We start from the raw sequence: 21,355 nt of genomic DNA, 5'->3' as shown, positions 1-21,355 counted from the left end.
GCCCCCGAGGCTACCCGCCGAACAGCAGGTAAAGCCCGGTGAAGGTATAGCCGACCATCACCAGCATCGTCGCGAGCTGCCCGGTGAGCTGATGCTGCTTCGGCAACAGGCGAAGGGCACGGTCGTGCGCCGCGATCACCCCGGCGACATGACCGGCCAACACGAACCCGACCTTGAGCGTGGCCAACACTGAGGGGTGCGCCGAGAGGAAATAGCTCACCTGCAGATCGTGCAGCCCGAACAGCAGGATCACCGTCTGCTGCCCGCGCTCCACCAGGTAGGACAGATAGTGCGCGAACACGTAGCCGATGACGATCGGCACCAGGGAATGCGCCATCAGTCCGGGTAGCTCGCGTCGTAACCGGCGATCGACCCCGCCGGTGGTGCGGGTGGCCGCCCAGAAGGTGACCGCCACCGTGGTGGCGAACACCAGCAGTCCCGCGGTGCGGATCAGGCTGGCCTCGACCGCGGACCCGGAGTGCGCGTCGACGAAATTGCGCCACTGGGGCATTGCCGAGAAGCTGTCGAACGCGGTCGAACCCAGCAACACCGCCAGCAGTGCCACCAGCCCAGAGCGCACCGGTAGCGACGGCAGGTGATCGAACGGGTTGCCGATCACGAACCGCCCGTCATGGCGGCGCAGCGGCGAGAGCTTCGAGGCGGCCATGCTGTACACCTCGAACGGGTCGGCGCTCTCCAGCCAGCGCGGCCCGCAACACACCGCACCGGCCAACGTCACCACGAGGTAGATCAGGAGCCAGTTGCGAATGGCGGCAAGCGATCCCGGATCCGGGCTGGCCAGTTCCAACCACACGAACGCGAACAGCCCGACGGCCGCCGGCCAGTAGCCGAGCCGCTCCGGGTAGGCCAGCCGGCCCGTTCCCGGGACGAATCGGTACAGCGCCCGCACCGGTGAGATCAGCCGCCATACCGGTCCGAACAACACCGAGGCTGCCACCACACCCACCCACAGCAGCACGTAGAAGACCCCGGGCAGCGGATTGGCGTTCGGCGCCCGGGTGACCGCGGTGAATGCCACCCACCCGACGACGGCGAGTGCGAGCAGGCTGACCGCCCACCGGGTCACCGCGGAGTCGACCACCGACGTCACCCAGGACGGCAGCGCCACACCGGGTTTGCCCGGATCAAACCGGGGCCGGCGCCAGGCCAACGCCACGACCGCAAAGGTGAACGTCAACGTCCACGCCGCGCCGATCAGCGCGTACGTGTAGGGAATCGGCAGGTCAGTCGAGCCGCCCAGACCATGGGCCAGGACCGCGGTCGACTCGGGCGTCACTGCTGCACTTGCACGCTGGCGATCGTGCGGTTGGCGTGATGCAGCTCGATGTCCACCACGCCGGGCACGTCGACCGTGAACTGGAACTGCTGGCCGTCACGCGGCTCGACCTTGAAGCTGTGCTCAGGGTTGGAGTGCACATGCAGTTCGTCGTCGGCGTCGCTGTTGACCCGCACCACGATCGGCTGGCCGACCTTGCCCTGCAGCCGCTCGTTGGTGGGGGTCACCTCACCGCCCTTGATCGTGACGTCGATGAGGAGGCGGGGCGGACCCTGCTGCTCATCGGTCATGTCCGACGGGCTGATCGTGGTTGCCGTGGGACTGCCCGAACCATCGGCATTCTCGGCGGTTTTCGAGCCGCCACACCCCGCCGTCACCAGCGCGAGAGCGGACGCCACAACGATGACACTGCTTTTGAGGTTGATCACGGTGAACCATCTTCGCTTGAGGTGTCCGACTCTTCATCTCGACCGCGGCGCCGGTCCCGCATGGCGACGTACACCACGACGCCCACCACGACGACGGCCGGGGCGAAGGCCGGCAACGCCAGCAACAACGTGTGATCGGCCTGGTACTGAACCTGACTCACCGTCATGTCTGTCCAGCGGGTTCCCGGCCGGAGGCCAACTCCTTGGCATTGATCCGGCCCGCGCCCCAACTCAGTCCGGCGATCAGGATCAAGGTGCACACCAGGACCACCAGCGAAGCCACGTTGTACAGCCAGGCCGGATGGTTCAAGTTCCGTTCGCGCTGCAGGATCGTGATCTCCTGCACGAACTCCCGGTCGCTGGACGCCAACGCCGGGGTCTCGGTGGCGCCGATCCCCGGATCGGCAGGTAGGTAGATCGGTACCCCGGCCATGGTGGTGCCGTCTTGTACCCGCAGCAAGGTCTTCCAGCTTCCCGACACCGGGATCGGTTGCGTCGAGCGGTAATGCCCGGGCCCGACGTTCTCCAGCCGGTCGATCACCAGCCCGTGCTGATTCGCCAGGCCACCCTGCCAGGCCAGGATCGACACCCACTCCGGGTTGTCGCTCACCAGATCGCTCGGGGTGATCTGGACGTCGGCCGAGACCATGCGGTGGCCGTTATGTTCCGGAAGGTCGGTCAACGTGATTGTGGCGCGGGCGTTCTCCGGCACCTCGGTGCGCAGCCCGTTGGCCACGGCACCGCCGATCACCAGGACCGTGATCACCACGATGGAGATGCCTGCGGCAGGCCGCGGCAGCGGTTGGCCGTTGAGCACCAACGCCAGCAGCGCGCCACACATCCCCATGGCGACGGCCACCGGGATCGCCATGGCCAACGCCTCACCCCACATGCTCGTGGGCCACGGATAGTGATAGACCGCGCCGATCCAGAACGACTCCAGCCACAGCCCGACGGTGGCCACGCCGACACCACCGATCGCACCAAACAGGATGGGCCGCTTGATCAATGGGGTCAGGGCGATGAGCTCGACCACCAGCGCGGGCCCCAGGTAGAGCGCGAACCAACTGGTCGGGGCGCCGAGAACCGGCCCGACGATGACGGCGACCGCCCCGCGCAGCACGATGGCGAAGGCGGCCCCGATCAGCGCGCCACCCGGGCCGAGTACGAGCCGGGCGGCGACGGCGGCAAGTGCGGCCGCTGCGGCGATCATCATGGGTTGCAGCACCAAACGGAACTGCTCGACGCCGAAGTCGTACTCGATCTGGAACACCGAGAGCCCGATGAACAGACCGCCGAACGACAGGTAATAGAGGAACCGGTTGAACTTGGTGTCCTCGCCGGCGTCCGGGCCCATCGCCACCCGGCCTTCATGTTCGAGCAGCAGCACCGCGATCAGAGACAGCCCGGCGCCGCCGATCAGCATCAAATGCGTTGGCCCCCAAAGCGTGACATCTTGGCCGAAGATGCGGTGCCAGATGTCGTCGAGCGGGAAACCGATGAGCGCGTACAGCCCGCAGGCCGCCATCAGGACGCCACCCACCGGGGCGTACCAGCTGCGGGTGATCCGGAGGGCTGCCGGGCCGGGCTTGTCGTAGGGCAGGACGATGGCCATCGAACCGGCGATGAACAGCAGGAACAGGCCGATCAGGATGAAGTAGTGCGCCGGGTTCGCCAGTGGGCCCGCGTCGCGTCCCTTGCCGATGTGCAGGCTGACATCCCAGATGAAACCGAACAACGCGCAGATGATGGTCGCGGTGAACAGAAACACCTGCAGCGCCACCCACGGCGGCCGGTGGAACTTGCGGCCCAACCGTTCGGCGAAGTCGTTCAGCCACGTGATACGGCGGTTGCGGTGCAGGTAGCCGATCCACAGCAGCGCGACGGTGACGATCGTCGCGGCCACCGACATGCCGATCACCTGGTCGAGCGCGGCGCCGCCGCCCTCGGTGCCCGCGGCCGCGGTGAGCGTGACATCGGACGAGCTCATCGTGACCCCCGATCGAACCGACTGAGTGTTCGATCAGTGATGTTGCCAGAACTAGGCGGGCAGAAACAGGCGTTCGCCCTCGATGAAGACGTCGACCCGCTCGTCGAAGAAACAGACCCGGTCGCGGATGGGCTCCGCCTCGACGAGGGGTTCGTGGTACGACCAGGCCAGGTCGGCCGGCCCGCCCGGCAGCGAGTAGTAGGTGGCCCGACCCTTGTACGCGCAGTACGTGACGGTCTCGCTCAGGTGCAGCCTGGTGACGACATCCTCCCGCGGCAGGTAGTAGCGGGTGCGTAGTCCGGTCTCGAACAACAATGCGGGATGGGATGATTCGGCCAGAACCTGGCCCTCGAGCTCGATGCGGATGCGTCGTCGACTGCGCCGGATGTCGATCCGGTGGAACGGGTCGTGCGGATGGGCGACGATCGACTCGTCCTCCTCGCGCCATTCGAAGGATGCGAAATCCAGGATCAGATAACCGGCCAGATCGGCGTCGTCGGGTTGATACGCGGCGGCCGCGCCCGTCTCGTCACCGGCGATGACATCGAACGCCGTTCCCGGGCACGTGTGCGCAGTGAATGGGATCGACGGATCGAGGAAGCCGGGGATCTCGTCGTCCCCGACGTCCCCGCCCGCCGGAACCAGTTGCGCGGTCAGCGCCGAACGTGGCACGGCGTACGTCGGCACCACCCGGCGCGGCTCCCACACCAGGAGCGCGTCGGTGGTGTCGGCCACCGGTTCGCCACCGAGGCAGACTCGAATTCGCTTGGGGGTGGCCTGATATCGCAGGGAACCGAGCCGGCTGCCCAACAGATCGGCCATCTTCACCGCCATCGGGCCATTATCGACTGCGAATCCGTCGTTGTCTCCTACTTGACGTCGACATATACGGTGCGTTGGGTGACCGCGCTCAGCGTGTCGGTGCGGCTGTAGCTCGGCCCGGGTCGCACGGCCACGACCGTGGCCTGATCCAACGGTGTTGCGCCGAGGCGGTTGACGACCACCGCGTAGCCCTGGGACTGCAACTGCTTGATGGTCTGCTCGGCATTGCCCGATCCGCTGGGAGCGGCGCCGGCCGGCCCGGCCATGCCGATGACGGCGGCCGCCAGACCGCCGAGAGTGGCGACGAGGATTCGTGACTTTTCGGTATTTCGCACTGGATGTCCTCATTTCTGGAATTCGCTACGCTGCGATATGTCGGTTCAAACCGGCAGCTCACAGGGTTTAGTTCCGATGGCAGGAATTGAGCGCCAAGATGACCGGATCTGTGTGAAGCCAGGGAAACTGGCGGCGTTACGGCTACGGCAGCGCGACGGGGTCACGTGTGGCCCGACGGTCGCGGTGGTGGCCGGCGCCATGCTGGACCCCGTATACCGCGCGGAGTTGCTGACCCCCGACGGCGATATCTGGTTCGCCGCCGAGCAGGGCCGAATCCACGGTCTGGTCAACCGGATCTGGCCCCGCCGACTCGGGACCACACCGGCGGGTATGGCCCGTGCTCTCACCGAGCACAGTGCGAAACGTGGTGTGGCATACCGGTGGCGCCACTTCCGCGGTGCGCGCGACACGTTGTCGGATGTGCGTCGCGCCGTTGCCGAGGAGTGGCCGGTGGCCATGCTGATCGGTGAGCGCGGCATCCCGCGGCACTGGGTGTTGATCGTCGGCGAGTGCCGCGAGGTCCTGCAGTGCTACGAACCGTCGTCAGGCAAGGTGCTGCCGGTAGAGCTCGAGGCCGTGCGCGGCGCACGGCTGACCGGGCTGGGATTCCCGCGGCCGTTCGCGTTCGTGCTGCCCGGCTAACGTCGAATCATGGCCCGAAAATATGCGACCGCCGACACCGTCGGGATCGACGAACTCCTGGACTTCATGCGGCCGAGGCATCACATGGTGCTCACGACGTTCCGCGCGGACGGCTCGCTGCAGACCTCGCCCGTGACGGGCGGGGTGGACGAGCAGGGCCGCATCGTGATCGCCAGCTATCCGCAGCGGGCGAAGGCGGCCAATCTCCGTCGTACGCCCCGGGCGAGCGTCACCGTGCTGTCCGATGAGTTCAACGGGCCGTATGTGCACGTCGACGGCGACGCCGAGGTGATCGGACTGCCCGACGCGGTGGAGCCGCTGGTCGACTACTTCCGGGCGGTCGCCGGTGAGCACCCGGACTGGGATGAGTACCGACAGGCGATGGTCGACCAGGGCAAATGCCTGATTCGGATCACGCCTACCGGCTGGGGTCCGGTGGCCACGGGCGGCTTCCCGCCGGCCTGAGCACTGCCCACGCGTTGCGTCCACTAGCAGGTCAAACTATAGTCTGGACACATGTCCAGAGGGTTCGGAAACGACGCGTGAGCGTGTATTTCCAGCTCAGCACGTCTCCGGCCGTCGGGTGATCTGAATTATGCGTATCGCGTTGCTGTCCTATCGGAGCAAGACTCATTGCGGTGGCCAGGGCGTCTACGTGCGCTATCTGAGCCGCGGGCTCGCCGAACTCGGCCATGAGGTCGAGGTGTTCTCCGGCCAGCCCTACCCGGAGGGGCTGGACCCTCGGGTGAAGCTGACCAAGGTTCCGAGCCTGGACCTCTACCGTGAGCCCGACCCGTTCCGCGTGCCCAAGCCCAGCGAGATCCGCGACCGTATCGACGCGCTCGAGCTCGCCACGATGTGGAGCGCCGGGTTCCCGGAGCCCCGGACCTTCACCATGCGCGTCGCCCGGATCCTGGCCGACCGCCGCGACGAGTTCGACGTGGTGCACGACAACCAGAGTCTGGGCTCGGCGCTGCTGAAGATCGCCGAGAGCGGTCTGCCGGTCGTGGCCACCGTGCACCACCCGATCACCCGCGACCGCGTCGTCGAGATCGCCGCCGCCAAGTGGTGGCGCAAGCCGCTGGTCCGGCGGTGGTACGGGTTCGCCGAGATGCAGAAGAAGGTGGCCCGCCAGATCCCCGAGCTGTTGACCGTGTCGTCGTCCTCGGCTGCCGACATCGCCGAGGACTTCGGGGTGACGCCGGACCAGCTGCACATCGTGCCGCTGGGCGTCGACACCGAGCTGTTCAAGCCGGCCGAGCACCGGGTGAACGGACGCATCATCGCGATCGCCAGCGCCGACGTGCCGCTCAAGGGGGTCAGCAATCTGCTGCACGCGGTGGCGCGGCTGCGGGTGGCACGCGACCTCGACGTGCAGCTGGTCTCCAAGCTCGAACCGAACGGCCCGACCGAGAAACTCATTGCCGAACTGGGCATTTCCGACATCGTGCACAGCTCCAGCGGATTGTCCGACGAAGAGCTCGCCGCGCTGCTGGCGTCGGCCGAGGTGGCCTGCATCCCGTCGCTGTACGAGGGTTTCTCACTGCCGGCGGTGGAGGCGATGGCCAGCGGGACCCCGATCGTGGCCAGCCGCGCCGGTGCCCTGCCCGAGGTGGTCGGTGACGACGGCGCCTGCGCCCGGCTGGTACGTCCGGCCGACGTCGACGAGCTGACCACGGTGCTCGGCGAACTCCTTGACTCGCCGCTGGAGCGACGCAAACTCGGCGCCGCCGGGCGGCAGCGGGCGCTCGACGTGTTCAGCTGGGAATCGGTTGCCGCACAGACGGTTTCGGTGTACGAGATGGCCCGGGAGCGGGCCAGGAAGGTGGCGCCATGCTGACCGTCGACTTCGATCGTCTCGGCGTCGGGCCGGGCACGCACGTGATCGACGTCGGGTGTGGCGCAGGCCGGCACACCTTCGAGGCGTACCGGCGCGGGGCCAACGTGATCGGCTTCGACCAGAGTGTGTCCGACCTCAACGACGTCGACACCATGCTGCAGGCCATGCGGGAGGCCGGCGAGGTGCCGTTGTCGGCGAAGGGAGAGGCCGTCAAGGGCGACGCCCTGGACCTGCCGTATGCCGACGCGAGCTTTGACTGCGTCATCGCCTCGGAGATCCTCGAGCACGTACCACAGGACGACCAGGCGATCGCCGAGCTGGTGCGGGTGCTCAAACCTGGTGGCTCACTGGCGATCACGGTGCCGCGGTGGTTGCCGGAGAAACTGTGCTGGCTGTTGTCGGACGAGTACCACGCCAACGAGGGCGGGCACATCCGGATCTACAAGGCCGACGAGCTGCGGGACAAGGTGCTGGCCCACGGGCTTCGTCTCACCCACACCCATCATGAGCACGCCCTGCACTCGCCGTACTGGTGGCTGAAATGCCTCGTCGGTACCGAGAAGAACGACCACCCCGCCGTCAAGGCGTACCACCAGCTGCTGGTGTGGGACATGATGGGTCGGCCCTGGCTGACCCGCACCGCCGAATCGCTGCTGAACCCGGTGATCGGCAAGAGCGTCGCCCTCTATTTCCGCAAGCCGGAACTCACCAGGTAGGCCGCCGTGCTGATGCCTGAGATCCCCGGTGTGCCCGGAGTTTTGACACCAGAAGATTGCTTGCAGACGGCGAAATCGATTGCCGCCACCCAGGAATCCTCAGGCGCCCTGCCGTGGTTCGACGGCGGACACACCGACCCGTGGGATCACGTCGAGAACGCCATGGCGTTGACCGTGGCCGGGTTGATCGAACCGGCTCGCGCAGCCTTCGACTGGTGTCGCACCGAACAGCGCGCCGATGGGTCCTGGCCGATCCAGCTTCGCAATGGCGTCATCGAAGATGCCAACAGCGACAGCAACTTCTGCGCGTACGTGGCCACCGGGGTGTGGCACCACGTCCTGATCACCGGAGACCGGGCCTTCGCCGAGCTGATGTGGCCGGTGGTGACCCGGGCCCTGGATTTCGTGCTCGGCCTGCAGGCCCCCGGCGGTGAGATCTATTGGGCAGAAAGCCCGTCCGGGCCGGTTTCCGAGGCGCTGCTGACCGGCTGCGCCAGCGTGTACCACAGCATCCGGTGCGGCCTGGCTTTGGCGGAGTACCTCGGTGATCCGCAGCCGGAGTGGGAGGTCGCCGTCGGGCGCCTCGGTCACGCCATCGCTGACCATCCAGAAGCGTTCTCCGCCAAGGACACCCACGCCATGGAGTGGTACTACCCGGTGCTGGGCGGTGCGCTGCGCGACAGTGCGGCCCAGGCCCGCATCGATGACCGCTGGGACGATTTCGTGGTGCCCGGACTGGGCATCCGGTGCGTCGACCATCGGCCCTGGGTCACCGGCGCCGAAACCTGCGAACTGGTGATGGCCCTGGACGCGATCGGTGACAGCCGGCGGGCCCACGAGCAGTTCGCGGCCATGCAGCATCTGCGTGAGGATGACGGATCCTATTGGACCGGGCTGGTTTTCGCCGACGGCAAGCGCTGGCCCGAGGAGCGCACCACGTGGACCGGTGCGGCCATGATCCTGGCCGCCGACGCGTTGTCCTCGACCACCGCGGCCAGCGGCATCTTCCGGGGTGTCGGGCTGCCGCGTGGCCTTGAGGGTGAGTACGACTGCGAGTGTGTCGCAGGCCGTTAGTCGAGCACTCCCGGTTCGCCGGAGGTCCGCTGCAGCACCCGCATCGAACCCATTGCCATCACTTCGTCGAACGCGCCGGTGCCCAGCGCCCGCTGGTAGATGTGGAACGGGGCCTGCCCGCCGTCGTTCGGATCCGGGAACACGTCGTGGATGACCAGCGCGCCACCGACCTCGACCCAGCGGGCCCAACCGTCGAAGTCCCGCTGCGCGGCCTCCTCGGTGTGCCCGCCATCGATGAACAACAGCCGCAACGGCATTCGCCAGCCGCGGGCCACCACGGGTGATCTACCGACGACGGCCACGACGTGGTCGTCGAGGCCGGCGGCATCGAGCGTGTGGCGCATGGTGGGCAGCGTGTCGAACAGCCCGGTGACGGGATCGACCATGGTGGTGTCGTGGTATTCCCAGCCGGCCTGATGTTCTTCGGAGCCGTGGTGATGGTCGACGGTGTAGAGCACCGAGTCGGTCTCCTGCGCCGCCGCACCCAGCATCACCGTCGACTTGCCGCAGTAGGTGCCGATCTCCACCCCGACGCCGCCGCCGAGGTAGCGCACCCCGGCGTCATAGAGGGCGCGGCCCTCGTCGGCGGGCATGAAGCCGGTGACCTGCTCGGCCAGGGTGAACAGGCGCTCGGCGCGCGGCGGTAGGGCGGTGTCAGCGGAGCTCATGAATGCACAACCTACCGTTGCTGGCCATCAGCGGTTGTAGTAGCGTCCGGACACGTGTCCGATGCGGCTCTGGAGTCGACGCGCCGCCGCCTGAGTGCACGGCAGGCTGACACCGTCGAGCGTCTCGGTCAGGCTGCCCTGCAACTGATCATCCGGGACGGGTTCGCCGGGCTCACCGTGCGCCGGGTTGCCGCCGAAGCCGGCGTCGGCGCCGCGACGGCATACACCTACTTCTCGTCCAAAGAACACCTCGTGGCCGAGGTGTTCTGGCGTCGGCTCTCGGCCGCGCCGCCGGCCGCGCACGAGTCGGACGATCCGGCCACCCGGGTGGTGGAGGTTCTGCAGCACATCGCGTCGCTCGTGGCCGATGAACCCGAGTTCGCCGGGGCGGTGACCAACGCCCTGCTCGGTAAGGATCCCGATGTGGAGGCGTTGCGGCAGCGGATCGGCGCCGACGTGCGGGGCCGACTGGTCGCCGCACTCGGACCCGACGTCGACCTCGATGTGATCGAAGCGCTCGAGTTGCTCTACACCGGCACCCTGGTGTGGGCGGGGATGGGATACGAGACTTATCCGGGCGTTGTGCGCCGGCTGGAGAAGTCAGCCCGGCTCGTGCTCGGTCAGACCGGGTCGTCGCGCATCGTGGAGTACCAGTAGGTGAGCGCAGCCGCAGTGAACTCGACGGCAGCGGAAGCCACGAAGATCCAGTGCGGCCTACCGGTATCGACCATCGAGATCACTCGCGCAACCGCGAGAAGCGCCATGGTCGCCGCGAGGAAACGCAGGAGGGCCGACGGAACCGTCCGCTGGCATACCGCCCAGACGTAGCCGCAACCAAAGGCGATCAGCGCGATTCCTGTGACGGCACCGAGAGTTCTGAGGATCTTGATGATCACGGTGACCTGCTCAAGCTGTCAGGACGGTCTTGAGGGCGTCGCCGTAGCAGTGTTCGCGCAGGGCGGCGGGGGCGTCGTCGAACGAGGCGATGTTGGTCGTCACCAGTTCGGGCTGGAACTCGCCGGTCGCGATCATGCCGAGAACGTCGGGCATCACGGAGCGCACATGGGCGCGACCGACGTGCAGCGTGACATTGCGTACGTAGCAGGCCGCCAGTGGCACCCCGGCCCTGCGGTGCAGTGACCACACGCAAGTGCAGATCCCGTCGGGAGCGGTGTGCCGTAGAACGTGGCGTAATCCGGACGGAGTCCCCGTGGCATCCACAGTCAGTGCAGCCGTGGGCCACGTCCGCGGTCGGTGCGGATCCCAGGCTTGAAAACCCAGCTTCACGGCGCGCTCCCGCAGCGCCGGCCACGTGTCGACAACGCTGATGCGGCGCGCTCCCAACGCGCGGGCGATCAGCGCAGTGAAGAGCACGGTACTGGAGGTGAACGGGTGGTTGCGTTCCAAGCGGCCCACGATCAACACTTCGGCGTCGGGGTCGGTGGCCAGCAACCCGGGAAGGTGGGGCGCGACCTGCCGGTAGGCGTCGCTGATGTTGTCTGCCACACCGGCCGCGGCAGCTGGATCGACACCGTCGGGGAGTCTCACCAACATCGCGTCGGCGAACGGTACCGCCATCAGGTCAGCCAGCGCCCCACCCCACAATCCGCCCGCAATCCCGAACCCGTACATCGATGTCGGAGGTACCGCGAGGCAACTCGCAGTGTGACCGCGCAGGCATGCACTGCAAGTCCCGCAGCTGATCTGGAATGGAACCACGACTCGATCACCGACCCGAACGGTACTCACCTGCTCGCCCACCTCGACGACTTCGGCGGCGCATTCGTGCCCGAGGTGCAGGGGCAGTGGAAAGATGGTGCGGCCCAACATCATCGCTCGATCGACGTCGCACGTAGCGACAGCGAGCGGACGTACCAGCGCGCCGTGTGGCCCTGGTAGGCCAGGCCTCGGCACCGCACGCCACCGAAACCTCCCGCCGGCAGAGACCATCAGGCTCCGCATCCGCCCGTGGTTGCGGCTGAGTGGGCCGCGGGCCACTTGAGTGATGCGCTCGACCCGCATCGGCAGGTCACGGGCCAGCGGCAGCTGCGCGGCGGCCAACGCATCAGGTGTCAGCAACCTCGCGTAGTGCCCCACCCGACTACGCGGCCGGATCCGCGGATTGGTGTCCAGCACATTCTTGTCGGCAAGCATTACCCACCCTTTCGGGAACGATGTCGTTCTAGTTTTCTATCAGGAACCGCGATGTGTCAATATCGATGTGTGCAACCACGGACGCGGGTCTATCGAGGTGCAACACCGCTACAGCGCGTCGAGCAGCGTCGTGCGCAAATAGTCGACGCGGCTGTGGACGTGTTCGGAACCGTCGGGTACGGCACCGCCACCGTCGACCACATCTGCGCGCGGGCGGGGTTGTCCAAGCGGTACTTCTACGAATCGTTCACCGACCGCGAAGCTCTGCTGCTGGCCTGCTACGAGCGCTGCGCAGACGAGATACACAGCGCGATGGTGTCCGCCGTCGCCGAGGCGACAGACAACGTCGATGCCCAGTTACGCGCTGCCCTCACAGGCTATTTCGGCGCCATCGATGCCGATCAGCGTAGAGCGCGGATCACCCTGCTGGAGATCCTGGGGGTCAGCCCCGCTGTCGATGCCGCGTACGCGGCCCAAACCGAGCGGTTTGCCAATTCGGTCCAGGTTCTGGCCGATCGTTCCTTCAAAGCCAGTGCCCTCACGAAACCGCAGCTGCACATCATCGCGCAAGGCATCATCGGAGCGGTCACCACGATCGCCACGCAGTGGCTGCTCGATCACCGCCGCCGCCCGCGCGCGCAATTGATAGATGCCGCCCACGTTCTGGTCCTGGCTGTTCTGGACCGGCTGCCCAACGCCACAAAGTGATACGGCGCGGTTCTTATCGCGGTCGAGCGCCTTCGCCGGTCAGGCCGGTGCGGAGCCCAGGATTGCTTTCGACGCGGCCACCGCGGGCCCGTAGATCTCCTGGATGTCGCGGCCGTCCTCGACGATCCGCGCGGTCAACTCGCGTAGGCCGCCGAGCAAGATGATGGCCATCGGCTCGGTGAGCCGAAGTATGCCGGCCCGCTGAAAGCCGGCGCTGCCACTGAGTTCGATGAGCAGATCGGTCAGCTCGCGCAGGGCCTCGCGTTGCAGCGGGCGAGCTCGGCTGCCCAGTGCGGGCAGTTCGCGGATCCAGCTCAGCGTGATGGCTGGGGCGGAGGCGATGTGATCGACGTAGGCGCCCACCGCCTGCCCGATCTGATCCGGCCAGGGTGCCTCTGGGTCCACTGCGGTCTGAATGCCGTTGACCAGCGCGGTGTTGTTGGCGCGAAGCAGTTCGAGGAAGCCGTCTTCTTTGGTGCCGAACTGGTCGTAGAAGGTGCGCTTGGAGGTACGGGCGTGACGGACGATGTCGGCGACCGTGGTGTCGCGGTAGCCCTTGTCGTCGATCGCCGCCGCGAGCCCGTCGAGTAGGCGCAGGCGGTAGGTGTCGGCCGGTGAATCGGCATGGCCGAGCGTCGTCATGGTGCTCGACCCCCTTGCGTCGCCTGGTACCTGAGAGTACCGTACCTCACAACCGATGGTACCGTGCGGTACCAGAACCTGGCTGGAGATGGTATGACCGAGCTGGCAGCAGCTGAGAAAACCACCGCGAAGTCGACCGAGAGCGCTGCGCCGGGCCGGATGCCACCTGCCGCCCGCGTGCCGAAGCCGTTACAGGCCATCGGCTTTGCCCTGACCAGGCGCTGGGTGGTCAAACAGATCGCTGCGCGTCAGGGCGACGTCTTCCGCCTCAAACTCCCGATCTTCGGTCCGACCGTGATGATCGCCGACGCCCAACTGGCCAAGCAGCTCTTCTCTGCCAACACCGACGACGTCGGCAACATCCAACCCAACCTGAGCCGCATCCTCGGCTCCGGTTCGGTGTTCGCCCTCGACGGCACCGATCACCGGCGGCGGCGCAAGCTGCTCACGCCGCCGTTTCACGGCAAGAGCATCAAGAACTACGAGAAGATCTTCGAAGAAGAGACCCTGCGGGAAACGGCGACCTGGCCCGAGGGCGAGCAGCTCGAGACGCTCGAACCGATGATGCGGATCACCCTCAACGCCATCCTGCGGGCGGTGTTCGGCGCGGACGGAGAACAACTCGACGAGTTGCGTCGCATCATCCCGCCCTGGGTCACCCTGGGCTCTCGGCTGGTGGTGGTGCCGACCCCGAGCCGCACCTACGGCCGGTTCAGTCCGTGGGGCCGGTTGGCCAGATACCGCCGGCAGTACGACGCCGTCATCGACCGGCTCATCGACAAGGTCGAGGCCGATCCGGACTTCGACCAACGCGACGACATCCTGGCGCTGTTGTTGCGCAGTACCTACGAAGACGGATCAGCCATGTCCCGCAAGGACATCGGCGACGAACTGCTGACCCTGCTGGCCGCCGGGCACGAGACGACGGCCTCGACCCTGGGTTGGGCCTTCGAGCGGATCAGCCGGCACCCACACGTGCTGGCCGAGCTGGAGGCCGAGGCGGACACCGACGGCAACGAATACCGCCAGGCCACGATCCTCGAAGTCCAGCGCAACCGTACCGTCATCGATTTCGCCGGCCGCCACGTCTACGCACCATCGATCCGGCTGGGGGAGTGGGAGATTCCCCGTGGACACTCGGTCATCGTGGCGATCTCGCAGATCCAGGAGGCCGAGAAGGAATTCACCGACCCGGACCGGTTCGACCCGCAGCGATTCGTCGGTAACCGCCCCGGCCTGGGCTGGCTGCCGTACGGGGGCGGCACCCGCCGCTGTGTCGGCGCAGTGTTCGCCAACGTCGAGATGGACGTCGTGCTACGAACCGTGTTGCGTCACTTCGCCATCGAGACCACCACCGCCCCGGGTGAAAAAGTGCACTCCCGGGGAGTGGCCTACACGCCGAAGGCCGGCGGGCGCATCACGGTCCGCCGCCGCTAGCTGGCGGTCTGCCGCTTGGGCAGCTTCCACCCCGCCCGCGGGAAGTGGCAGGTGTATCCGTTCGGGTAATGCACCAGGTAGTCCTGATGCTCGGGCTCGGCCTCCCAGAAATCGACAGCCGGGGTCACCTCGGTGACCACCTTGCCCGGCCACAATCCCGAGGCATCCACATCGGCGATGGTGTCCAGTGCGATGCGCTTCTGCTCGTCGTCGAGGTAGAAGATCGCCGACCGGTAGCTGGTTCCGACGTCGTTGCCCTGCCGGTCCTTGGTGGACGGGTCGTGGATCTGGAAGAAGAACTCCAGCAGCGCACGGTAATCGGTCTGCGTCGGGTCGTAGACGATCTCGACGGCTTCGGCGTGACCTGGATGGTTCCGGTACGTCGGATGGTCGTTGCGACCGCCGGTGTAACCCACCCGCGTCGAGATCACGCCGGGCTGCTTCCGGATGAGGTCCTGCATACCCCAGAAGCAGCCGCCGGCCAGGATCGCTGTCGAATAGTTGCCCATGCATCCCATTGTGCTCCGCGCCGGCTTTCTCGGCAGAGTCCTCGACAAAGGCTGGTAGAACGTGTTCTAGTTTTGGGGTGACGAGCAGGTCTTTCAGCCGCGATGAACTCGCCGCCGCCTTCGAGACGTTCGAGCAGACCGTGGACCGGGCGGCCCAGACCAAGAACTGGGACATCTGGGCCGACCACTACACCGTCGACGTCGACTACATCGAGCACGCGGTGGGCACCATGAAAGGCCGCGAGCAGGTACGGCCGTGGATCTGGAAGACCATGACCACCTTCCCGGGCAGCTACATGACGGCGTTCCCGTCGCTGTGGTCGGTGATCGACGAACCCACCGGCCGGATCATCTGCGAACTGGACAACCCGATGCGCGACCCGGGCGACGGAACCATCATCAGCGCCACCAACATCTCGATCCTGACCTACGCCGGTGACGGCCTCTGGTCCCGTCAGGAAGACGTCTACAACCCACTGCGATTCGCCTCCGCAGCGCGCAAGTGGTGCCGCAAGGCCGCCGAACTCGGAACCCTGACCGACGAGGCCGAGGCCTGGTTGCAGAAGTTCGGCCGATGAGCGCAAAACTGGTCATCGGCGCCAACGGATTCCTAGGCTCGCATGTGTTGCGGCAACTGGTCGCGGCTGATGACGGATCCGAGATCCGGGCCATGGTGCGGCGCGGCGCCAACACGATCGGGATCGACGACCTCGACGTGAAGCGCTTCGAGGGCGACGTCTTCGACACCGAGGCGCTACGCGAGGCGATGACCGGTTGCGACGTCGTCTACCACTGCGTCGTCGACGCCCGTGGCTGGCTGCGTGACCCCGCACCGTTGTTCCGCACCAATGTGGACGGCACCCGCAACGTGCTGGAGGTGGCCGCCGAGGTCACGGGTCTGCGCAAGTTCGTCTACACCAGCAGCTATGTCACCGTCGGCCGCAAGCGCGGCAAGCGGTCTACCGAAGCCGACGTGGTCGACGTCGCGAAGGTGACCCCCTACGTCCGGTCCCGCGTGCAGGCCGAAGAACTCGTGCTGCAATACGCGCGTGACCGCGGCCTGCCGGCCGTGGCGATGTGCGTGTCCACCACGTACGGCAGCGGCGACTGGGGACGCACCCCGCACGGCGCGATCATCGCCGGGGCCGCTTTCGGCAAGCTGCCGTTCGTGATGAGCGGGATCGACCTGGAAGCCGTCGGGATCGACGACGCGGCTCAGGCCATGCTGCTCGCCGCCGAACGGGGCACACCCGGTGAGCGGTACCTGATCTCGGAGAAGATGATCAGCAACGCTGACGTGGCGCGATTGGCTGCCGAGGCGGCCGGTGTCGCCCCGCCGCAGCGGTCCATCCCCCTGCCGGTGTCCTACCTGTTGGCCGCCGCCGGCACACTCAAGGGCGCGTTGCGCGGCACCGACGAACGGCTCTCTCTGGAATCTCTGCGGCTGATGCGGGCCGAAGCCGAACTCGACCATTCCAAGGCTGTGCGCGAACTGGGTTGGCGGCCAAGGCCGGTGGAAGAATCCATCGTCGAAGCGGCCAAGTTCTGGGTGGGCCTGCGCGCGGCCAAACGTGCACGTAACGGCGGCTGAACACCACGCCGTGCGGTGTTAAGTCACTGGGCGGCAGGCGCATTGCGGCCTAACCTGGCGCTATGACCGACAAGCTCAAAGTCGACCTCTCCGGTGCGCCACAGACCATGCTGGCGACGTTCTATGCCAAGGCCCTCGACGCCGGGCTGCCGAATCCGATCCTTGGTGACCAGCTGGCCAAACAGATTGCCGAGCGGATCGACTACGACTGGAGCCGCACCGCGATCACCGAGGCGACCTCACCGTCGGTGACCACCCGCAGCGCCCACTTCGACCGGTGGACCCGCCAGTTCCTGGCAGTGCACCCGGATGCCGTCGTCCTGCATGTGGGGTGCGGACTGGACGGCCGGTTCTTCCGGGTGCAGCCCGGACCCGGTGTCGAGTGGTACGACATCGACTATCCCGACGTCGCGCACCTACGCGAGCAGCTCTACCCCTCGTCCGAGCACTATCACGTGGTGGCCGCATCGGTGACCGACCCGGCCTGGCTGCACGACATCCCCGCCGACCGGCCCACGCTGATGCTCGGAGAAGGCCTCACGATGTATCTCACCAAATCCGACGGGGTTGCCCTGCTGCGCCGCATTGTCGACCGATTCCCTTGCGGAGAACTGCAATTCGACGCATTCAACACGTTGGGTATCAAATCGCAGTGGGTCAACACCGTGGTGCGGCGGTCCGGAGCCAAGCTGCATTGGGCCATCGATGAACCCGAAGACATCCTGCACTCCGTACCGGGTACCCGACTGCTGGCTTGGGCGTCACCGTTCGACGACCCGGTCTTCAACACGCTGCCCTGGTACTACCGGCTGATGCTCGCCGTCATGAAACCGGTGCCGGTGCTGAGATACATGGCGCAGTATCACCGCTACGCGTTCTGAGTTGTCGATCTCATCGACCGCTGTGGCGCACCGAGGTGTCCACCTTCGGCACCATCGGCTTGGGATGGATCTGATCCAACCAGTCCAGGTGATCGACACCGGTTGAGATGGTGACGGTGCTGGGAGCTGCGGCGTGAGCGGGCTCGGCGGCCTGCGCCGGTCCGGCCAGACCCAGGACGGCTGCGCCCAGTCCGCTTGCGGCGATGACGGCGAATCCGAACTTCTTCATTTCCCTGCCTCTTCCTGTCTCGACCGGCGTTGAGTTTGGTGCTCTTCGTGCCGGTATGACTGTCCAAACCGGCTGGCCGGACCCAGCATTTCCGGTGGCAGAAATTGATCCCCGATTGGCAGAAAGAACTATGTTCTCCCCGCGCGTTCTGCCCGTGCCCTGGCAGAATCCAGCGGTGGCCAACACGGTGAACGGCAAGGTTTCCCACTGGTTCGACGAACTACCCTCGCCGCGCCCCGCGCTGCCCGGGGACCGGGACGCCGACGTGTGCATCGTCGGCGCCGGCTACACCGGGTTGTGGACTGCCTACTACTTGGCGCGGGCCGATCCGTCGCTTCGGATCACCGTGCTGGAGGCCCGTTTTGCGGGCTTCGGAGCCTCCGGACGCAACGGCGGTTGGCTGTCCGGCTTGGCGCCCGGCGATCGGCACCGGATGGCCGCGCAGCACGGCCGCGATCCGGTGCTGGCCTGGCAACGAGCCTTGAACGATGCGGTCGACGAGGTCGTTGCGGTGGCAGACCGTGAAGGCATCGACGCCGGCGCGGTCAAGGGCGGAACCATGGAGATCGCCCGCAATCCCGCCCAGGCCGCCCGGCTGGCCGCCGCGGTGGCCGAAGAACAATCATGGGGCGTCGATGTGGTTTCGCTGACGAAAAGCCAAGCAGCCGAACGCATTCGATTTGACGGCCTGGTCTCGGCCTACCACACCCCGCACTGCGCCCGGATCCAACCGGCCCGGCTCGTCCGTGGGCTGGCCGAGACCGTCGAACGGCTTGGCGTGACGATCCACGAAGACACCCCGGTCACGATGATCGCCGGTGCTGTCTCGTCTTCGCGCGAGCGCTCATCGGCGGCACGCGCCGTCACCGCCCGGGGCACGGTGCGGGCGCCGATCGTGCTGCGAGCCACCGAGGGCTTCACCCCTTCGCTTCCCCGGTTCCGCCGGACCTGGCTGCCGATGAACAGTTCGATGATCGCCACCGAACCGATTCCGGCCGAGATCTGGGATGAAATCGGTTGGGCCGGACGGGAAACCGTGGGTGACAGCGCGCACGGTTTCTTCTACGCCCAGCGCACCGTCGATGACCGGATCGCGATCGGCGGGCGCAGCGTGCCCTACCGCTTCGCCTCACGCACCGATGTCGACGGACAGGTTCCGGCCCGCACGATCCGTCTGCTCACCGGCGTGCTGCATTCGATCCTGCCGCAGGTGCGCGACGTGCCGATCGCCCACGGTTGGTGCGGGGTGCTGGCCGTACCACGCGACTGGCAAGCCGGCGTCGCACTGGACCGGGCCAGCGGTCTGGGCTGGGCCGGCGGATACGTCGGACACGGGGTGACCGCGACCAATCTGGCCGGCCGCACCCTGGCGGACCTGGTGCTGGGCCGCGATACCCCGATCACCGAACTGCCGTGGGTCGGTCACCGATCTCGCAACTGGGAGCCTGAACCCTTGCGTTGGCTCGGAGTGCGTGGCCTCTACGTGGCGTACCGACTGGCCGACCGCCATGAGGCCAGGGGACGGGCGACCACGTCGCCGATCGCTCGCGTCGCCGACGTCCTCACCCGCAAACCGCACTGACCTCGGCGGCCAACCCTCGTCGAGGTGTTGAGAAACGCCTAGGCCGGACTGCTCGAATGCGCCACGCACCTTGATGGCCTGGTCCTTGACCTCATCGCTCAATACCGAAGGGCTGGGCTCCGGCCGTCGAGTTCCGGGTTCGAGCACCGCCCCGCGAGGTGCGTTATCGGGCCTTTGGGCGATCGCGAGGCGGACACGAGGATCGATGGATTCATTGACGGCCACCGCCAGAGCTTGAGGCCAGAAGTGTCACCACCAAGACCACCGGAACTGTCACCGATGTTTTTGCGACAAACGCATGCGCGTGGCAATGTGTGGTGGCATAATCGAACATGTGTTCGACAGTGATTCTGATGCCGCTCTCATCGACGCGATGAGCGCCGCCGCACGGGCAGAATCGAGCGCGATCGCCCACCGGCTGGCAGCCATCGGTGAACTGGACACCCGCCGCGAACACGAACTGGCCGAAACCGTGTACTGGCGCACCGACCCCTTCGAAGCCGTCGCCGCCGAAATCTCGGCCGCGTTGAACATCAGCCGCCACCGCGCCGGGGAACAGATCCGCCAAGCCCGCGTCCTGCGCGACCGCCTCCCCCACGTGGCGGCCCTGTTCGCTGCCGGGGACATCGACATGCGGATGGTGTTGGCCATCATCAACCGCACCGACACCGTGGACCCCTCGGCCTGGGCTGCCGTCGACCAAGCCCTCGCCTCCCGCGCCGCGTCCTGGATGCGGTTATCCAAACCCAAACTGCGGGACCGCATCGATCAATGGGTGGCGCGGCTGGACCCCCACGGCGAACGAGTCCCCCCACAGGTCGATGAGGGCCGGCATTTCACCGTCGAAGCCGGCACCATCCCGGGCATGGCGATGGTGTGGGGCCATCTGCGCGTCGGGGACGCCGCCGCCATCGATCAACGCCTCGATGCCCTGGCGGCCACCGTATGCCCCGACGATCCGCGCACCCTGGATCAGCGGCGCGCGGACGCTGCCGGGGCGTTGGCCCGGCTGCAAGATCACCTGCCGTGTCTGTGCCGATCGCAGGACTGCCCGGCAGCGGGCACGCGGGCTGCTGCCGATGCGGCGGTGTTGCACGTGCTGGCTGATCAGGCCACCCTCGACGCCGACAGTTCCACCCCCGGCTACCTGCCCGGCTACGGCATCCTGCCCGCTCAAAGCGTGCGTGACCTCGCCGCACATGCGACCAGAAAACCCGTGCGTGTACCCGGGGACACCCAAACCCGCGAGGACGACACCAGCGCCAGTGAGGCCAGCGGCACCGCGGACACTTCCGCTGCGCCCAGCGACACCCACGAGACCACGGAATCGGCGGCCGCCCGCGACACCCGCGGCGCCACTAAACGGGCGGCAACTACCGCTACCGACACCACCGACACCGCGGACGTGACCGGTGCCGCGCCGACCACCACCGCCAAGCCCACCACCGCCAAGCCCACCACCACCAAGACCCCAGCCGGTGCGGCGGGGTATCGCCCCTCGGCCGCGCTGCGCGAATTCATCACCTGGCGGGATCTGACCTGCCGATTCCCCGGCTGCGACCGGCCCGCACAGTACTGCGATATCGACCACACCGTGCCCTACCCGACCGGACACACCCACCCGTCGAACACCAAATTATATTGCCGCACACACCATTTGGTGAAAACCTTCTGCCCCGGCTGGAACGACCACCAAACCCCCGAGGGCACCATCGTGTTCAACACACCCACGGGGCACACCTACAGCACCGAGGCCCACGGCGCCACCCTGTTCACCGCCCTGGCCACCCCCACCGAAGACCTCAATCT

General features: G+C 66.9%; 25 protein-coding genes. 13 read left to right on the top strand and 12 right to left on the bottom strand.

The features are described from left to right. Positions 1 to 10: 10 nt before the first annotated feature. The 6 genes from A5740_RS08645 to A5740_RS08625 are packed head-to-tail and all read right to left on the bottom strand — an operon-like array spanning position 11 to position 4,803. Positions 11 to 1,297 (bottom strand): hypothetical protein, encoded by a 1,287-nt coding sequence (locus A5740_RS08645; RefSeq protein ID WP_076193184.1) that lies wholly within the window; start codon positions 1,295 to 1,297, stop codon positions 11 to 13. Further along, positions 1,294 to 1,725: a hypothetical protein gene (locus A5740_RS08640; RefSeq protein ID WP_076193182.1), complete on the bottom strand. Its 432-nt coding sequence runs from the start codon at positions 1,723 to 1,725 to the stop codon at positions 1,294 to 1,296. Before A5740_RS08640 ends, A5740_RS08645 begins: the two co-directional genes overlap by 4 nt. Beyond that, positions 1,722 to 1,886, bottom strand: a complete 165-nt coding sequence (locus A5740_RS28710) for a hypothetical protein (RefSeq protein WP_175616200.1) — start codon at positions 1,884 to 1,886, stop codon at positions 1,722 to 1,724. The genes A5740_RS08640 and A5740_RS28710 overlap by 4 nt, the downstream gene beginning before the upstream one ends. 2 nt (positions 1,887 to 1,888) lie before the next feature. After that, on the bottom strand, positions 1,889 to 3,715 hold the full coding sequence (locus A5740_RS08635) for a hypothetical protein (RefSeq protein ID WP_076193180.1): 1,827 nt from the start codon (positions 3,713 to 3,715) through the stop codon (positions 1,889 to 1,891). 51 nt (positions 3,716 to 3,766) lie between these two features. Further along, positions 3,767 to 4,549 carry a DUF427 domain-containing protein gene (locus A5740_RS08630; RefSeq protein WP_076193179.1) on the bottom strand — a complete coding sequence of 261 codons (783 nt, stop codon included), beginning with the start codon at positions 4,547 to 4,549 and terminating at the stop codon, positions 3,767 to 3,769. Positions 4,550 to 4,584: 35 nt separating this feature from the next. Further along, on the bottom strand, positions 4,585 to 4,803 hold the full coding sequence (locus A5740_RS08625) for a hypothetical protein (protein ID WP_076193316.1): 219 nt from the start codon (positions 4,801 to 4,803) through the stop codon (positions 4,585 to 4,587). 145 nt (positions 4,804 to 4,948) lie between these two features. Here A5740_RS08625 and A5740_RS08620 point away from each other — a divergent pair, with 145 nt between their 5' ends. The 5 genes from A5740_RS08620 to A5740_RS08600 all read left to right on the top strand — a co-directional run bounded on the left by A5740_RS08620 (position 4,949) and on the right by A5740_RS08600 (position 9,145). Beyond that, the gene (locus A5740_RS08620) at positions 4,949 to 5,515 is read left to right on the top strand and encodes a hypothetical protein (RefSeq protein ID WP_254849121.1); all 567 of its coding nucleotides are present in this window, start codon (positions 4,949 to 4,951) and stop codon (positions 5,513 to 5,515) included. 9 nt (positions 5,516 to 5,524) lie between these two features. After that, positions 5,525 to 5,980: a PPOX class F420-dependent oxidoreductase gene (locus tag A5740_RS08615; RefSeq protein WP_076193175.1), complete on the top strand. Its 456-nt coding sequence runs from the start codon at positions 5,525 to 5,527 to the stop codon at positions 5,978 to 5,980. A gap of 130 nt (positions 5,981 to 6,110) precedes the next feature. Next, the gene (locus tag A5740_RS08610) at positions 6,111 to 7,355 is read left to right on the top strand and encodes a glycosyltransferase family 4 protein (RefSeq protein ID WP_076193173.1); all 1,245 of its coding nucleotides are present in this window, start codon (positions 6,111 to 6,113) and stop codon (positions 7,353 to 7,355) included. Further along, positions 7,349 to 8,071, top strand: a complete 723-nt coding sequence (locus A5740_RS08605) for a class I SAM-dependent methyltransferase (protein WP_076193171.1) — start codon at positions 7,349 to 7,351, stop codon at positions 8,069 to 8,071. Before A5740_RS08610 ends, A5740_RS08605 begins: the two co-directional genes overlap by 7 nt. A 12-nt stretch (positions 8,072 to 8,083) precedes the next feature. Then, positions 8,084 to 9,145: a prenyltransferase gene (locus A5740_RS08600; RefSeq protein WP_076193314.1), complete on the top strand. Its 1,062-nt coding sequence runs from the start codon at positions 8,084 to 8,086 to the stop codon at positions 9,143 to 9,145. Here A5740_RS08600 and A5740_RS08595 read toward each other — a convergent pair. Next, entirely contained in the window at positions 9,142 to 9,813 is a 672-nt protein-coding gene (locus tag A5740_RS08595) for a class I SAM-dependent methyltransferase (protein WP_076193169.1), read from the bottom strand. The two genes, A5740_RS08600 and A5740_RS08595, sit on opposite strands and share 4 nt — an antisense overlap. 54 nt (positions 9,814 to 9,867) lie before the next feature. Here A5740_RS08595 and A5740_RS08590 point away from each other — a divergent pair, with 54 nt between their 5' ends. Then, a complete protein-coding gene (locus A5740_RS08590) occupies positions 9,868 to 10,470 on the top strand; it encodes a TetR/AcrR family transcriptional regulator (RefSeq protein WP_076193167.1) in 603 nt (200 codons plus the stop codon). Here the strand turns inward: A5740_RS08590 and A5740_RS08585 are convergent. Together A5740_RS08585 and A5740_RS08580 are read right to left on the bottom strand one after the other, a co-directional pair. Beyond that, a complete protein-coding gene (locus A5740_RS08585) occupies positions 10,434 to 10,709 on the bottom strand; it encodes a DUF4345 family protein (protein ID WP_076193165.1) in 276 nt (91 codons plus the stop codon). The two genes, A5740_RS08590 and A5740_RS08585, sit on opposite strands and share 37 nt — an antisense overlap. 10 nt (positions 10,710 to 10,719) lie before the next feature. After that, the gene (locus tag A5740_RS08580; protein WP_083653978.1) at positions 10,720 to 11,967 is read right to left on the bottom strand and encodes a zinc-binding dehydrogenase; all 1,248 of its coding nucleotides are present in this window, start codon (positions 11,965 to 11,967) and stop codon (positions 10,720 to 10,722) included. 51 nt (positions 11,968 to 12,018) lie between these two features. On the opposite strand from A5740_RS08580, the gene A5740_RS08575 reads away from it, so the two are divergent. Next, complete coding sequence (locus tag A5740_RS08575) at positions 12,019 to 12,675, top strand: TetR/AcrR family transcriptional regulator (protein ID WP_076193163.1); 657 nt, start codon at positions 12,019 to 12,021, stop codon at positions 12,673 to 12,675. Positions 12,676 to 12,714: 39 nt separating this feature from the next. Here A5740_RS08575 and A5740_RS08570 read toward each other — a convergent pair whose 3' ends face one another. Further along, positions 12,715 to 13,317, bottom strand: a complete 603-nt coding sequence (locus A5740_RS08570) for a TetR/AcrR family transcriptional regulator (RefSeq protein WP_076193161.1) — start codon at positions 13,315 to 13,317, stop codon at positions 12,715 to 12,717. Positions 13,318 to 13,476: 159 nt separating this feature from the next. On the opposite strand from A5740_RS08570, the gene A5740_RS08565 reads away from it, so the two are divergent. Continuing rightward, on the top strand, positions 13,477 to 14,754 hold the full coding sequence (locus A5740_RS08565; protein WP_076193311.1) for a cytochrome P450: 1,278 nt from the start codon (positions 13,477 to 13,479) through the stop codon (positions 14,752 to 14,754). Here the strand turns inward: A5740_RS08565 and msrA are convergent. Further along, entirely contained in the window at positions 14,751 to 15,263 is a 513-nt protein-coding gene (gene msrA, locus A5740_RS08560; RefSeq protein WP_076193159.1) for a peptide-methionine (S)-S-oxide reductase MsrA, read from the bottom strand. The two genes, A5740_RS08565 and msrA, sit on opposite strands and share 4 nt — an antisense overlap. Positions 15,264 to 15,340: 77 nt before the next feature. On the opposite strand from msrA, the gene A5740_RS08555 reads away from it, so the two are divergent. The 3 genes from A5740_RS08555 (at position 15,341) to A5740_RS08545 (ending at position 17,735) form a co-directional block, all read left to right on the top strand. After that, positions 15,341 to 15,841: a polyketide cyclase gene (locus tag A5740_RS08555; protein WP_076193157.1), complete on the top strand. Its 501-nt coding sequence runs from the start codon at positions 15,341 to 15,343 to the stop codon at positions 15,839 to 15,841. After that, positions 15,838 to 16,854: an NAD-dependent epimerase/dehydratase family protein gene (locus tag A5740_RS08550; protein ID WP_076193155.1), complete on the top strand. Its 1,017-nt coding sequence runs from the start codon at positions 15,838 to 15,840 to the stop codon at positions 16,852 to 16,854. The genes A5740_RS08555 and A5740_RS08550 overlap by 4 nt, the downstream gene beginning before the upstream one ends. A 62-nt stretch (positions 16,855 to 16,916) precedes the next feature. Further along, on the top strand, positions 16,917 to 17,735 hold the full coding sequence (locus tag A5740_RS08545; RefSeq protein WP_076193154.1) for a class I SAM-dependent methyltransferase: 819 nt from the start codon (positions 16,917 to 16,919) through the stop codon (positions 17,733 to 17,735). A gap of 10 nt (positions 17,736 to 17,745) precedes the next feature. On the opposite strand, the gene A5740_RS08540 is transcribed toward A5740_RS08545, so the two are convergent. Beyond that, complete coding sequence (locus tag A5740_RS08540; protein WP_076193153.1) at positions 17,746 to 17,964, bottom strand: hypothetical protein; 219 nt, start codon at positions 17,962 to 17,964, stop codon at positions 17,746 to 17,748. 130 nt (positions 17,965 to 18,094) lie between these two features. Here A5740_RS08540 and A5740_RS08535 point away from each other — a divergent pair, with 130 nt between their 5' ends. Together A5740_RS08535 and A5740_RS08525 are read left to right on the top strand one after the other, a co-directional pair. Then, complete coding sequence (locus A5740_RS08535; protein WP_076193151.1) at positions 18,095 to 19,546, top strand: FAD-binding oxidoreductase; 1,452 nt, start codon at positions 18,095 to 18,097, stop codon at positions 19,544 to 19,546. A gap of 334 nt (positions 19,547 to 19,880) precedes the next feature. Next, positions 19,881 to 21,355: HNH endonuclease signature motif containing protein (locus tag A5740_RS08525; RefSeq protein ID WP_076193149.1), on the top strand; the 1,475-nt coding region annotated here is incomplete at its 3' end.

This window comes from Mycobacterium sp. GA-1841 (assembly GCF_001954135.1).
Lineage (GTDB): Bacteria > Actinomycetota > Actinomycetes > Mycobacteriales > Mycobacteriaceae > Mycobacterium.
The sequence above is the reverse complement of the archived record's forward strand: the minus strand, read 5'-3'. Positions and strand labels throughout refer to the sequence as shown.